Here is an 11,978-nt window from a genome sequence, read left to right as displayed (position 1 = left end):
TATTAACATGGTATGAAAAGGATTTACTTTATATGATTTATTAAAAGTTAAATCGGGTCTATTTTCGCATCCATCACCGAGTGCATTAAATGCAATGCATACTCATTTCCCTTCTTTTCATTGGACGCCATGCAATTTTCAGGTACTTGCAGGTTATATTCATACATGTACGCATCTTTTGCAGTGAATAAAATACAAATATCGCCAGCAATTCCAGCTAAAATGAGATTTTCTTTACCTAGTTCACGTAAAAGTGACTCTAATGGAGTTTGAAAAAAAGCCGAATGCTTAGGTTTTATAAAAAAATAATCATCAATATTTGGTTGAATTTGTTCAAGAAGTTCCTGATTTTTATCATTTTTACAATGATCGATTAGCTTATGGTAATCGGCTTGCCATAATCCGTAGTGATCATTAACATATATGACGGGAATATTATTGTCTTTGGCATACCTTTTTAATTTTGTAAGATGTGGTAAAATTTCTCTTGTATGTGCGAGTAGCTTTTCTCCACCTTCAAAGTTAAAATCGTTTATAAGATCAACAAAAATAAGGGCAGTGTTCTGTGTGGTTTTGTCCATACGTATGCTCCTTTCGTATACATATATTATTATCCGAAACGATAATTTTAAAACTTTTATATAGGGTGGTGAATCTGTTCATGGATAATTTATTTATGAAGGAAGCGATTAGACAGGCAAATCTTGCTAGAGAAATAAACGAAGTTCCGATTGGTGCAGTCATTGTTTACAAGGAAGAGATCATTGCCCGTGGATACAACGTGCGTGAAAAGGTGCAGTCCACTTTATCACATGCAGAATTGATTGCCATTCAAGAGGCAAATGAAAAAATTGGCAGCTGGCGTCTGGAAGATTGTACACTTTATGTCACGTTAGAGCCCTGTCCGATGTGTGCAGGAGCGATCGTCCAATCGAGAATAAAACGGGTTGTGTTTGGTGCATATGATCCAAAAGCGGGCTGTGCAGGTTCACTGATGAACCTGTTACATGATGATAGGTTCAACCATCAAGTGGAGCTTGAAAGTGGGGTAATGGAAGAGGAATGCAGCCGGTTACTTACTGAATTTTTTAGAGAGCTTCGGCTGAAGAAGCGGAATGACGTTTTACCATGACCACTTACATAGTTTACTATTGCAATCTTGTCCTAAACTCGTTATAATTGAGTTTGCCGTGCTAGGTGGGGAGGTAGCGGTGCCCTGTACTCGCAATCCGCTAAAGCGGGACTGAATTCCTGTCTGAGGTGTGGCGACTTTATGGTCTGCCGTAAGGAATTGGTGTTGACGCTCAGGTCCTGCGCAACGGGAACTCATGAATTCTGTCAGGTCCGGAAGGAAGCAGCAGTAAGTGATCATTTCTGTGTGCCGCAGGGAAGCCTAGGCCGAGCCATGAACTTACGTTACGCATAGGGTCGTCGCATCGATGACAGGTGCACGGTATTACATAAACATCAAAGTCTTTGTCAGATTACCTGGCAAGGCTTTTTTTATTAGATTTCTTTATTTTATCGTTATTATTTGGATGTAAAATGCGACCTACATTAGCTCTATTTCCAAAGAGGTGTTTTTAAGCTGCCGTCCAGGATCGCTGTGGGCGGATGCTTTCCGCGGGGCCTTCAGACTCGTGCTGTTCCCGCAGGAGTCACCACCCTCCACTCACCAGGACTGGTAAATATTATACATGCAGCCCATATATGAAGATTTCTGTGGAAGGAAAGGCAAGGTCACTAAAAAAATAGTAGATTTTAAAAATCTAACATTTCACCCCCACTTAGCATCTTCGAATATACGAAGACTCCTGCGGGAACAGCGCGAGCTGAAGATCTAAGCAGGAAAGCGGTCTTTGCTTATCCGAGGAAGCTGAAGCCGTGCCCGCGGAAAGCGAAGTATATTCGAAGATGCGATCGTAGATCCACCTATTTCGTACCACATTTAACTTCTTCATCTGCAGTCGCAGAGCATCGAACATGATTAAAAGTAACGTCGTCCTTTATAGATTTTGAGGCGGAAATAAAAAGTTTTCTAAAAAACTGCTTTAAATTAAGTTACAAGAAACTTATCACAATGGTTCACATTCACCCCCGAATTCGGGTATAATTAGAGAGAATAAATAAAGGGGAACAACCATTATGAGCTATCAAGCGTTATATCGCGTATGGCGTCCGAGGAACTTTACGGATGTCGTGGGACAATCACATATAACACGCACATTGCAGAATGCAATTGAACAGGAAAAATTTTCGCATGCGTACCTTTTTTCAGGTCCACGTGGAACTGGAAAAACGAGTGCTGCCAAAATTTTTGCGAAAACAATTAACTGTGAAAAGGCACCAGTCCGTGAACCTTGTAATGAATGCGCTGCATGTCGCGGTATCCAGGATGGATCCATATCAGACATTATCGAAATGGATGCAGCTTCACATACAAGTGTTGAGGATATCCGTGAAATTCGTGACAAGGTAAAATATGCATCCAGTGTCGTTCCCTACAAAGTCTACATTATCGATGAGGTACATATGATATCTGTTAACGCCTTTAATGCATTATTAAAGACGTTAGAGGAACCACCAAAGCATGTGGTGTTTATTTTAGCTACCACTGAACCACATAAAATTCCGTTAACCATTATATCCAGATGTCAGCGCTTTGACTTCAAGCCAATCACAAGTCAGTCGATAGTGGAAAGAATGCGTATCATAATGGAAAAGGAAGAAATATCAGTCTCAGATGACGCGCTTGAAACAGTTGCTCTGGCGGCTGAAGGTGGAATGCGTGATGCGTTGAGTATCTTGGATCAAGCCATTTCATATAGTGGTGAAAGTGTTACGTTGCCAGATGTTCTTGCGGTCACCGGTAGTGTTTCCCAGCAGATATTAAGTGATATCGTCCAGGAAATGTATGAACAGGATGTCCAAAAGGCGTTAAAGTCACTAGATGAAATCATTCAAAACGGAAAAGATCCGGGTAGATTTGTTTTCGATTTAATTTATTTCCTGCGTGATCTGTTACTTTATCAAAGTGCTCCGTCATTGGAAGGCATTTTAGAGCGTGCGATGGTAAATGATCGCTTTACCGAATTATCACAGCTTGTGACAGTTGAATGGATTCAGAATGCAATTAAGGAACTGAATCAATGTCAGCAGGAAATAAAATGGAGCAACAGTCCGAAAGTGTTTATCGAAATAGCAATTTTGAGTCTTTCGTCAAATGATACGAAGCCCGCAAGTAATACAGAAGCGGCAACCACTACATTGGTTAACGATGAAGCATTTACTAAATTGGCAAGCAAAGTGGATATACTTGAAAAAGAGCTGCAAAAATGGAAGAGTGCAACACCGGCTCCGCAATCAGCTCCTGCCAGAGAACAAAGAAGGTCACAGCCGAGAGCATCCAAAAACAGCTATAAGACACCTTACGAAAAAATACGCCATGTTTTACAGACAGCTGAGAAAGCTTCATTGAAGCAGGTCCAGTCAGAGTGGGCTTCCTTTTTAAGTGCGTTAAAGATGACAAACGCACCTGCTCATGCAACAATTCAAGATAGTAAACCTGCCGCAGCATCAGATAAAGCGCTTGTTGTAGCATTTAAATATGAAATTCACTGCTCTCTATTTTTAGATAACAGGGAGACAATCGAGTCTGTTTTAACCAAGTCGATTGGTAAAGAATTAACGATTATTCCAATTCCGGAGAATAATTGGCAGGAATTACGAAATGAATATATTAACAAACAAGAACCGACGTCCAGTCAACAAGCAGAAGATACAACTGATCCACTTATAGAAGAAGCACGCAAACTGGTTGGAGATGACCTGCTGGAAATACACGACTAGACAAATTAGTGCTGCATCACGCAGTGCATATTAAACAAACATTTAGGAGGAGTTATAATGAAAGGTAATATGGGAAATATGATGAAACAAATGCAGAAGATGCAAAAGAAAATGATGGTCGCACAGGACGAATTACACGAATTGTCGTTTGAAGCTACTGCTGGTGGGGGAATGGTTACTGTAACTGCTAACGGTAAAAAAGAAATTACAGACGTTCAGATAAAAGAAGAAGTTGTAGATCCAGACGATTTAGAGATGCTTCAGGATTTAATCCTTGCAGCGACAAACGAAGTATTAAAGAAGATTGAAGAAAAAACAAACGAAACTATGGGACAATTCACAAAAGGAATGAATATGCCTGGAGGAATGTTCTAGGAGGCACCTTGATGTATTATCCAGAACCGATTTCTAAACTGATTGACAGCTTTACAAAATTGCCAGGGATCGGACCGAAAACTGCAGTCCGGCTGGCTTTTTTTGTTATTAATATGAAAGACGATGATGTGCTTAATTTCGCTAACTCATTAGTGAATGCCAAACGGGAGTTAACGCATTGTACGGTCTGTGGTCATATCACCGACCAGGATCCATGCTCCATTTGTCAGGACCAAACCCGCGATCAATCCATTATTTGTGTGGTTCAGGATCCAAAAGACGTCATTGCAATGGAAAAAATGAAAGAATTCAGAGGAAAGTATCATGTGCTGCATGGTGCTATCTCACCAATGGATGGGATTGGTCCTGAGGATATTAACGTACCTGATTTACTTAATCGTCTAAAGGATGAAGACGTTGAGGAATTAATTCTCGCTACAAACCCAAACATCGAAGGGGAAGCAACTGCGATGTATATTTCAAGATTAGTAAGGCCATCAGGCATCCGTACGACCAGGATTGCTCACGGATTACCAGTTGGCGGCGATCTTGAGTATGCAGATGAAGTAACTTTATCTAAAGCATTAGAGGGACGAAGAGAACTGTAGAAGTTAGGTGAAAGCATGGGAAAAAAATATAAAAAAAAGCATGTCGATGAAGAACTGCTTGATACCATTTTCATTCTGGAACGTGATTGGAAAAGTATAGAAAGCATTGTGCACCAAAGTATCGAGCCAACGCTTACAGCTATATATAAAGAAAAATTTGCGCAGGCAAAATATTTATTTTTGCTGCGTGAGGCCAGACACCGCAAGATTAGCGCAATCCGCTACGATTGAAAACAATAGCTTGTTCTTTTTTCCTGTTTCCTGACATAAGTAGTAAAAAGGGGACAGGGAAGGAGTAGGTCAAGTTGAGTTCGACAATAATAATTTCTATTTTGGTTGCATTGATCGTACTGGTTTTATTTGTTGGGGCCCCCATCAAGCCAATGCGTTTTGTTGGTCAGGGAGTAGTGAAGCTTGCAATCGGTGTGTTATTTTTATTTTTTTTAAATGTTTTCGGTGGAGTAATAGGTCTTCATATCCCCATTAATCTGTTTACTACAGCGGTCGCTGGGTTTTTAGGGATATTTGGTCTTGCTTCTCTTGCCGCCATTCATATTTTTCTAATTGTATAGTACAGACACTATTTGGAAATTCCTTCATATACTTAACATAGAAAGTTTCATTGTTTAAAAGAATCTATGTATATATTTCGTTAGATTAGGAGAGACTAACTAACGGAGGTGGGGGAAATGAAATCGACAATCGCAAAAGAGTGCTGTGGTATTTGTGAGGAAGAGAAAGACAGAGGAATTCATTTATATACACTTTTTATTTGTTGTGAGTGTGAACAGAATATGATTCACACCGAGCCGAGAGAAGAAAAATACAACTATTATCTGCAGAAACTAAAAAATATGAATCAACCAAGGTTATATTCATAGATATCCTAAAGCTTTTGCCACTTTGCGCAGAGGCTTTTTTGTTTGCAGAAAATTAGTGTGGTTTATTTTTATTAATCTTGGTAATCTAATGAGTAAGAAGAAAGCAATATGGAACAATATTACAGTGTAGAAAAATCTTGCTATAGAGGGAAGGGTGTACGACATGAAAGAGCTTTTTGAACTGTTGAAAAAAGGTAGCAGGTCAGCTTTATGGGCAAGTATTATGAATGCGGTTATCGCTATTATAAAAGGTATTACTTTTTTTATTACTGGTAATGTAGCGATGTTTGCAGAATTAATGCACAGTATTGGAGATTCCGCCAACCAGTTTTTTGTATTTATCGGATCTTCCTTAAGTAAAAAGGCGCCAACTGAACGTTTTCCTGGAGGTTTTGCACGACTGGTGAATTTAGTATTACTTGGAGCTGTGTTAATTGTTGGTATTTTAGCTTATGAAACGATTAAGGAAGGATTTCACCATATTACAGAACCGCCTGAATCTGGTTCATGGTTCTGGTTGAATATTTCGGTTCTGGGAGTTGCTGCACTTCTGGAGGCTTTTGTCCTCTATAAGGCTATGAAAGAAATAACAGCGGAACTGCCTGGTGATATTAAAGGATTCAGTATTGTGACGGAGAGCTTTAAAAACGTGGGAAATGCAAATCCAGCAACAAAATTGGTCTTCTTAGAGGATCTAGTGGCAACGTTAGGAGCACTACTCGCTATGCTGGCAATCGTTATTGGAACGTACACGCCATTTATTCAGGCAGAGGGATACGCATCAATTATAATTGGCCTCATGTTATTCTTTGTTGTAGGACGTGTTTTCTTAGATAATGCAGCAGGTGTACTGGGCGTTGCTGATGAAGAAATGGAAAAAAAGATAGGCGAGTTTGTTTTTGCTGAACCTGATGTTAGAGATATTAACACGTTGATGGTGATCAGAGAAGGCGATGAGTTGCATGTGGAATTAAAAATTGAATTTGATCCTGACAAAACGGTAGCGGAAGTGGATAAAATTCGTGATAATATTGAAAAGGAAATATTGAAGGAAAAAGGAGTAACTGACGTCATTATCGAGACAGATATGGATGATCACGTCCAAAGCTGGAACAAGATAACGAAACAGCCGCAATAAATTGTGTGCCGCAAAGGGGATTTTTTATAATGAAGCGAAACCAAGCAACCACGCCGCTTTACGAAAAACTAGTAGATTATGCAAATAAAGAAAGGGTTTCGTTTCATGTTCCTGGGCATAAAAATGGAATAGTCTTTCCTGAAGTTGGAAGAGACATATTCCAATCGATACTGACGATTGATATGACAGAGCTTAATGGCCTGGATGATTTACATGCGCCAACTGGAGTAATTAAGGAAGCGGAGGGGCTTGCTGCTGATTATTTCGGTGCAGATCATACATTCTTTCTTGTAGGTGGCAGTACGTCAGGAAACTTAGCGATGATTCTTTCTGTTTGTTCTTTAGGGGATAAAATGATTGTACAGCGCAATAGTCATAAATCTGTGATGAATGGGCTTGAATTAGCAGGTGCCCACCCTGTCTTTGTTGCTCCTCAATTTGATGAAACGGTAGATCGTTATACGAGTCCGTTGCCCGAATCCATTATGCAGGCAATCGATTGCCACCCAGACGCTAAAGGCGTAGTGCTAACCTACCCGGATTACTTTGGAAGAACCTATGACATTAAACTAATAATTGATTACGCGCATGATCGCGGAATACCAGTACTAATCGATGAAGCGCATGGTGTTCATTTTTCATTAGGGACGCCTTTTCCACCATCTGCGCTAGATCTTGGCGCTGATTTAGTTGTTCAATCTGCACATAAAATGGCGCCAAGTATGACAATGAGTTCCTATTTACATATAAAATCTGCGTTTATTTCAAGAAACAGTGTGAGTCACTATCTGCAAATGCTTCAATCGAGCAGCCCGTCCTATCCGCTGATGGCGTCGCTGGATCTGGCGCGGTCATTTTTGACTGAAATCGGTCATGAAGAAGTCACCGAGATTATCACCAGTGTAAATGAAGTTAGATCCATTCTATCAGAAAGTGAACTATGGGATATCATACCGTTAACTAGTGAAGATGACCCGTTAAAAATCACACTTCAGACTAAAGCAGGGTTATCAGGGTATGCGGTTGGTAATGCTTTTGAAGCGAATCATATCTACCCGGAGCTAACCACGCACAATCAAGTTTTACTGATTCACGAACTTTCTGTTTTTCAGGAGAACGATCAGTTGCTGAATACGGTAAAAAATATTACGGAACAATTAAAAATAATAGACAACCATGCTACAATAGATGTAAGCAAACTTTTTCCAAATGTCATAGAAGAACTAGCAATGGATTACATTCAAATGCAAAAGAATGAAACGTTACGCACCTCGCTGAACGAAGCGGTTGGAGCAGTAGCGGCTGATGCAATTATTCCATATCCTCCGGGAGTTCCTTTGATCTTAAAAGGAGAACGGATAACAACAGCCCAGGTAACGTTGTTAACAGAATTAATCAAACAAGGTGCAAGCATTCAAATTGATGATATAGATGAAGGAATTTATATATATAAAGGGGAATACCTATTGTGAGTGGATATTTTATTACGCTTGAAGGTGGAGAGGGCGCTGGTAAGACATCTGCTCTTCAATCGCTTGGCAAAGTATTAGAAGAAAAGGGTTACGAAGTTTTAACAACCCGTGAACCAGGCGGCATTGAAATTGCTGAGAAAATCAGACATATCATTTTAGATCCGCAGCATGTTGCAATGGATCCCCGAACGGAAGCATTGTTGTATGCAGCAGCTCGGAGACAACATTTGATGGAAAAGGTTATACCGGCATTAGAACAAGGTAAAGTGGTATTGTGTGATCGGTTTATCGACAGCAGTTTAGCATATCAAGGCTATGCACGAGGTCTTGGTATTGATGAGGTTTTCGCAATCAACCAGTTTGCTATTCAAAATTGCATGCCGGATTTGACTTTATTTTTTGATATCGATCCCAAAAAGGGATTAGAGCGTATTAACGCGAATAAAGATAGAGAGAAGAATCGTTTGGATTTAGAAGAACTGCAATTTCATAAGCGTGTTTATGAGGCGTATCATTTACTTGTTACAAAATTCCCGGAACGTATACAGGTCATCGACGCAGATCAAACGATGGACCAGGTGAAAATAGAAGTCTCACAAATAATTGATCGTTTCATAACTAAATTATAAGGAGGAAAAAAGGATGAAGCTTATTATAGCGGTGGTCCAGGATAAGGATTCTAACCGACTAAGTAATGCGCTTGGGAAAGAAAACTTTAAAACAACCAAACTTGCTACAACCGGCGGGTTTTTAAAAGAAGGAAACACGACCCTTATGATTGGTTGCGAGGATGACTACGTAGACGAAGCACTGGATATTATTCGAGATAATTGCTCACAGCGTGAACAAATGGTAGCACCTATTTCACCAATGGGCGGTAATGCAGATTCATATATCCCAAAACCAGTCCAAGTCGAAGTAGGCGGCGCAACCGTATTTATCCTACCAATAGAATCATTCTTCCAGTTTTAAAAGAAAAGCGGAGGCGACTGTTAAGAAGCGGATAGTCGCCCCAGATGACTGAAAAGTTACATGATATACAGACTTAGTGGATCTGCGATCGCATCCTCGAATTCATTTCGCTTTCCGTGGGCACGGCTTCAGCTTCCTCGGATAAGCAAAAACCGCTTTCCTGCGGGATCTTCAGCTCGCGCTGTTCCCACAGGAGTCTCATGATTTCGATGATGCTAGGTATAGGTGAAAAGATAAGTTTTTATAATCCACCTTTTTATCAGCCATCTATGCCTCGAGTCGCTAGCCCACGTAGCTAGCCAGTAAAGAAAAGCGGAGGTGCCTGGTACTTCTGCTGTTAAAGAAAAGCAAAGGGGCTAATATTACTATGAAAATTAGTCAAGATCTACGTTCACAAGTGGACGCAACCAATAAACATTCCCGATCGTCATTTGAAGGAAAACAATCTTTCGATGGACTTGTGCAAACACAGTCTCATAAATTAAAAGCACAAGAGCTTCAGCTGCTGATGAAAGGTATTACCGTTCAGGGCGAAAAGCTCGCGAAGTTTCGTTCCTTTAAAGATCTGGTGAAATTTAAACGCATGGTAAAAGGGTTTCTTCAGGAAACTGTATATAATGGGCTGGATTTAAAACAGTCTCATAGTTTTGGATTGGAAAGCAGAAATCAAAAGCTCTCCATCGTGAAAGAAATTGATTCAAAACTAATCGAATTGACGGAAGAATTGATGAATCAAGAAAGAAAAAGCGTAGATTTACTTGGATTAATTGGCGAAATTAAAGGACTATTAATTAATTTATATACGTAACATATCCGAGTCACTCACTTAAATGTAAGGATGGGAAACATGAATACATGGTCTGATTTAGAAAACATACAGCCTTTGACAAGTAAAATAATTACGAATAGTATCATGAAAAATCGTGTTTCTCATGCGTACTTAATTGCTGGAGAACGCGGAACAGGTAAAGAAGCAATTGCGCGATTACTGGCAAAGGTATTATTTTGTGATAACAGAAACGGCACAGATCCATGTAATACTTGTCTTAACTGTAAACGAGTGGAATCAGGGAACCATCCGGATGTCCATTGGATTGAACCAGATGGGCTTTCCATAAAAAAAGAACAGATTGATGAGCTGCAAAAAGAGTTTAAATACAGCGGACTTGAATCGGCTCGAAAAGTTTATGTAATTAAAGACTCGGACACCCTAACACCCAATGCTGCAAACCGTATTTTGAAGTTTTTAGAAGAACCGAATATGGAAACTACTGCGATTATGCTTACAGAAAATAGTCAATCCATCCTTTCAACCATTCGCTCCCGGTGTCAGATTCTTGAATTACAACCTCTCAATCCAGTTCATTTCCAAAAAAAATTATTGAAATCTGGTGTGTCGGAGAGTAATGTTACGCTTGTAAGTGCATTAACGAATAATATAGATGAAGCGATTGCTCTAAATGGTGATGAGTGGTTTGCACACGCAAGAAAATTAGTGGTACAATTGGTAGAAATGTTTATCGTAAAACCTGAAGAAGTATACTTATATATTCATAGTCAGTGGCTCGTACATTTTAAAGAAAGAATTCAGATGGAGCAGGGACTGGACATATTGTTGCTGGCATTCAAAGATATTCTTTATTATCATATCGATTACGAAGCATTGGTTCTATACAATAAAGAAGACGAGAGTGTGGAGAAAGCGGCGCTGTTTTTTTCGAAAGCGAAGTTACTATCTGTTTTACAGGATATTCTCCAGGCAAAACGTAAGCTGAAGCAAAATGTTCATCCCACATTAGTGATGGAACAGCTTACACTTCACATACAGAGGTGATTTAAAGTGATTGAAGTTATTGGTGTCCGTTTTAAAAAAGCGGGTAAAATATATTACTTCGATCCCGGAGATCATGATATTACCTTAGATGGTTATGTCATTGTTGAAACGGTTCGAGGTATTGAATTTGGTAAAGTGGTTATTGCTAGTAAGCAAGTAGATGAAGAAGATGTTGTTCTGCCACTTAAGAAAGTTCTTCGTCTTGCAGATGAGAAGGACAAAATGACGGTTGTTGAGAATCAGCAGCAATCAGAAATAGCTTTTCGTACATGTACGGAGAAGATTATTGAACATAAACTGGATATGAATCTAGTTGAGGTAGAATATACATTTGATCGAAATAAAATAATCTTTTATTTCACTGCAGATGGACGAGTAGATTTTCGTAATTTAGTTAAGGATTTGGCAGCTTTGTTTAAAACACGAATCGAACTTCGTCAAATTGGTGTTCGGGATGAAGCGAAAATGCTTGGCGGAATCGGCCCATGTGGTCGAATGCTTTGTTGTTCCACATTTTTAGGTGATTTCGAACCTGTTTCCATTAAAATGGCAAAGGATCAAAACCTATCGTTAAATCCAGCGAAAATATCCGGCCTATGTGGACGTTTGATGTGCTGTTTGAAGTACGAAAATGATGATTATGAAACAGCAAAACGCCGGCTGCCGGATTTAGGAGAAAAAGTTACAACGCCATTTGGTAAAGGAAAAGTGGTTGGAATGAATATATTAGAACGTGTTGTTCAAATTGAAATTCCAGAAAAAGAGCGCGTTATTGAATATACGCTGGAAGAATTAGTGGACGAAGGAATAATAAAAGCGCAAGCCACAGAATAGTGGGGTGTATGGTGA

Annotated in this window: 15 protein-coding genes and 1 other RNA gene; 15 read left to right on the top strand and 1 reads right to left on the bottom strand. The window is 39.6% G+C overall.

The genetic code is table 11. The features are described from left to right. Positions 1-47 precede the first annotated feature (47 nt). On the bottom strand, positions 48-581 hold the full coding sequence (locus VBD025_RS03880) for an isochorismatase family cysteine hydrolase (RefSeq protein WP_430789452.1): 534 nt from the start codon (positions 579-581) through the stop codon (positions 48-50). 80 nt (positions 582-661) lie between these two features. Here VBD025_RS03880 and tadA point away from each other — a divergent pair, with 80 nt between their 5' ends. The 15 genes from tadA to VBD025_RS03805 all read left to right on the top strand — a co-directional run bounded on the left by tadA (position 662) and on the right by VBD025_RS03805 (position 11,963). Next, the gene (gene tadA / locus VBD025_RS03875; RefSeq protein ID WP_430789450.1) at positions 662-1,132 is read left to right on the top strand and encodes a tRNA adenosine(34) deaminase TadA; all 471 of its coding nucleotides are present in this window, start codon (positions 662-664) and stop codon (positions 1,130-1,132) included. A 56-nt stretch (positions 1,133-1,188) separates the two neighbouring features. Further along, an RNA gene (ffs, locus tag VBD025_RS03870) (signal recognition particle sRNA large type) lies at positions 1,189-1,454 on the top strand. A 691-nt stretch (positions 1,455-2,145) separates the two neighbouring features. Further along, on the top strand, positions 2,146-3,849 hold the full coding sequence (gene dnaX, locus VBD025_RS03865) for a DNA polymerase III subunit gamma/tau (protein WP_430789448.1): 1,704 nt from the start codon (positions 2,146-2,148) through the stop codon (positions 3,847-3,849). Between the two features lie 57 nt (positions 3,850-3,906). After that, positions 3,907-4,224: a YbaB/EbfC family nucleoid-associated protein gene (locus tag VBD025_RS03860; protein WP_430789446.1), complete on the top strand. Its 318-nt coding sequence runs from the start codon at positions 3,907-3,909 to the stop codon at positions 4,222-4,224. A gap of 11 nt (positions 4,225-4,235) precedes the next feature. Continuing rightward, entirely contained in the window at positions 4,236-4,832 is a 597-nt protein-coding gene (gene recR / locus VBD025_RS03855; protein ID WP_430789444.1) for a recombination mediator RecR, read from the top strand. Between the two features lie 15 nt (positions 4,833-4,847). Beyond that, the gene (locus VBD025_RS03850) at positions 4,848-5,063 is read left to right on the top strand and encodes a YaaL family protein (RefSeq protein WP_430789443.1); all 216 of its coding nucleotides are present in this window, start codon (positions 4,848-4,850) and stop codon (positions 5,061-5,063) included. A 74-nt stretch (positions 5,064-5,137) separates the two neighbouring features. Next, positions 5,138-5,404, top strand: a complete 267-nt coding sequence (locus tag VBD025_RS03845) for a pro-sigmaK processing inhibitor BofA family protein (RefSeq protein WP_430789441.1) — start codon at positions 5,138-5,140, stop codon at positions 5,402-5,404. A 117-nt stretch (positions 5,405-5,521) separates the two neighbouring features. Next, a complete protein-coding gene (locus tag VBD025_RS03840) occupies positions 5,522-5,713 on the top strand; it encodes a sigma factor G inhibitor Gin (RefSeq protein WP_430789439.1) in 192 nt (63 codons plus the stop codon). Positions 5,714-5,876: 163 nt separating this feature from the next. Continuing rightward, a complete protein-coding gene (locus VBD025_RS03835; protein WP_430789437.1) occupies positions 5,877-6,851 on the top strand; it encodes a cation diffusion facilitator family transporter in 975 nt (324 codons plus the stop codon). A 29-nt stretch (positions 6,852-6,880) separates the two neighbouring features. Further along, the gene (locus VBD025_RS03830; RefSeq protein WP_430789435.1) at positions 6,881-8,323 is read left to right on the top strand and encodes an aminotransferase class I/II-fold pyridoxal phosphate-dependent enzyme; all 1,443 of its coding nucleotides are present in this window, start codon (positions 6,881-6,883) and stop codon (positions 8,321-8,323) included. Further along, complete coding sequence (gene tmk, locus VBD025_RS03825) at positions 8,320-8,952, top strand: dTMP kinase (RefSeq protein ID WP_430789433.1); 633 nt, start codon at positions 8,320-8,322, stop codon at positions 8,950-8,952. The genes VBD025_RS03830 and tmk overlap by 4 nt, the downstream gene beginning before the upstream one ends. 13 nt (positions 8,953-8,965) lie before the next feature. Then, entirely contained in the window at positions 8,966-9,295 is a 330-nt protein-coding gene (locus tag VBD025_RS03820; protein ID WP_430789431.1) for a cyclic-di-AMP receptor, read from the top strand. A gap of 367 nt (positions 9,296-9,662) precedes the next feature. Beyond that, entirely contained in the window at positions 9,663-10,103 is a 441-nt protein-coding gene (locus tag VBD025_RS03815; RefSeq protein ID WP_430789429.1) for a YaaR family protein, read from the top strand. A 39-nt stretch (positions 10,104-10,142) separates the two neighbouring features. After that, the gene (holB, locus tag VBD025_RS03810; protein ID WP_430789427.1) at positions 10,143-11,129 is read left to right on the top strand and encodes a DNA polymerase III subunit delta'; all 987 of its coding nucleotides are present in this window, start codon (positions 10,143-10,145) and stop codon (positions 11,127-11,129) included. A gap of 6 nt (positions 11,130-11,135) precedes the next feature. Then, on the top strand, positions 11,136-11,963 hold the full coding sequence (locus tag VBD025_RS03805) for a PSP1 domain-containing protein (protein WP_430789425.1): 828 nt from the start codon (positions 11,136-11,138) through the stop codon (positions 11,961-11,963). Positions 11,964-11,978: the final 15 nt, after the last annotated feature.

Origin of the sequence: Virgibacillus flavescens, assembly GCF_050574275.1 — a bacterium.
In the GTDB taxonomy this organism is placed as follows: Bacteria; Bacillota; Bacilli; order Bacillales; family Amphibacillaceae; genus Virgibacillus_F; species Virgibacillus_F flavescens.
The sequence above is the reverse complement of the archived record's forward strand: the minus strand, read 5'-3'. Positions and strand labels throughout refer to the sequence as shown.

Bases quoted from the DNA above. Each gene is read 5' to 3' on its own strand.
- VBD025_RS03830 (WP_430789435.1), top strand. From the start codon at position 6,881: ATGAAGCGAAACCAAGCAACCACGCCGCTTTACGAAAAACTAGTAGAT.
- VBD025_RS03880 (WP_430789452.1), bottom strand. From the start codon at position 581: ATGGACAAAACCACACAGAACACTGCCCTTATTTTTGTTGATCTTATA.
- VBD025_RS03860 (WP_430789446.1), top strand. From the start codon at position 3,907: ATGAAAGGTAATATGGGAAATATGATGAAACAAATGCAGAAGATGCAA.
- holB (WP_430789427.1), top strand. From the start codon at position 10,143: ATGAATACATGGTCTGATTTAGAAAACATACAGCCTTTGACAAGTAAA.
- recR (WP_430789444.1), top strand. From the start codon at position 4,236: ATGTATTATCCAGAACCGATTTCTAAACTGATTGACAGCTTTACAAAA.
- VBD025_RS03820 (WP_430789431.1), top strand. From the start codon at position 8,966: ATGAAGCTTATTATAGCGGTGGTCCAGGATAAGGATTCTAACCGACTA.
- VBD025_RS03835 (WP_430789437.1), top strand. From the start codon at position 5,877: ATGAAAGAGCTTTTTGAACTGTTGAAAAAAGGTAGCAGGTCAGCTTTA.
- dnaX (WP_430789448.1), top strand. From the start codon at position 2,146: ATGAGCTATCAAGCGTTATATCGCGTATGGCGTCCGAGGAACTTTACG.
- VBD025_RS03850 (WP_430789443.1), top strand. From the start codon at position 4,848: ATGGGAAAAAAATATAAAAAAAAGCATGTCGATGAAGAACTGCTTGAT.
- tadA (WP_430789450.1), top strand. From the start codon at position 662: ATGGATAATTTATTTATGAAGGAAGCGATTAGACAGGCAAATCTTGCT.
- VBD025_RS03840 (WP_430789439.1), top strand. From the start codon at position 5,522: ATGAAATCGACAATCGCAAAAGAGTGCTGTGGTATTTGTGAGGAAGAG.
- VBD025_RS03815 (WP_430789429.1), top strand. From the start codon at position 9,663: ATGAAAATTAGTCAAGATCTACGTTCACAAGTGGACGCAACCAATAAA.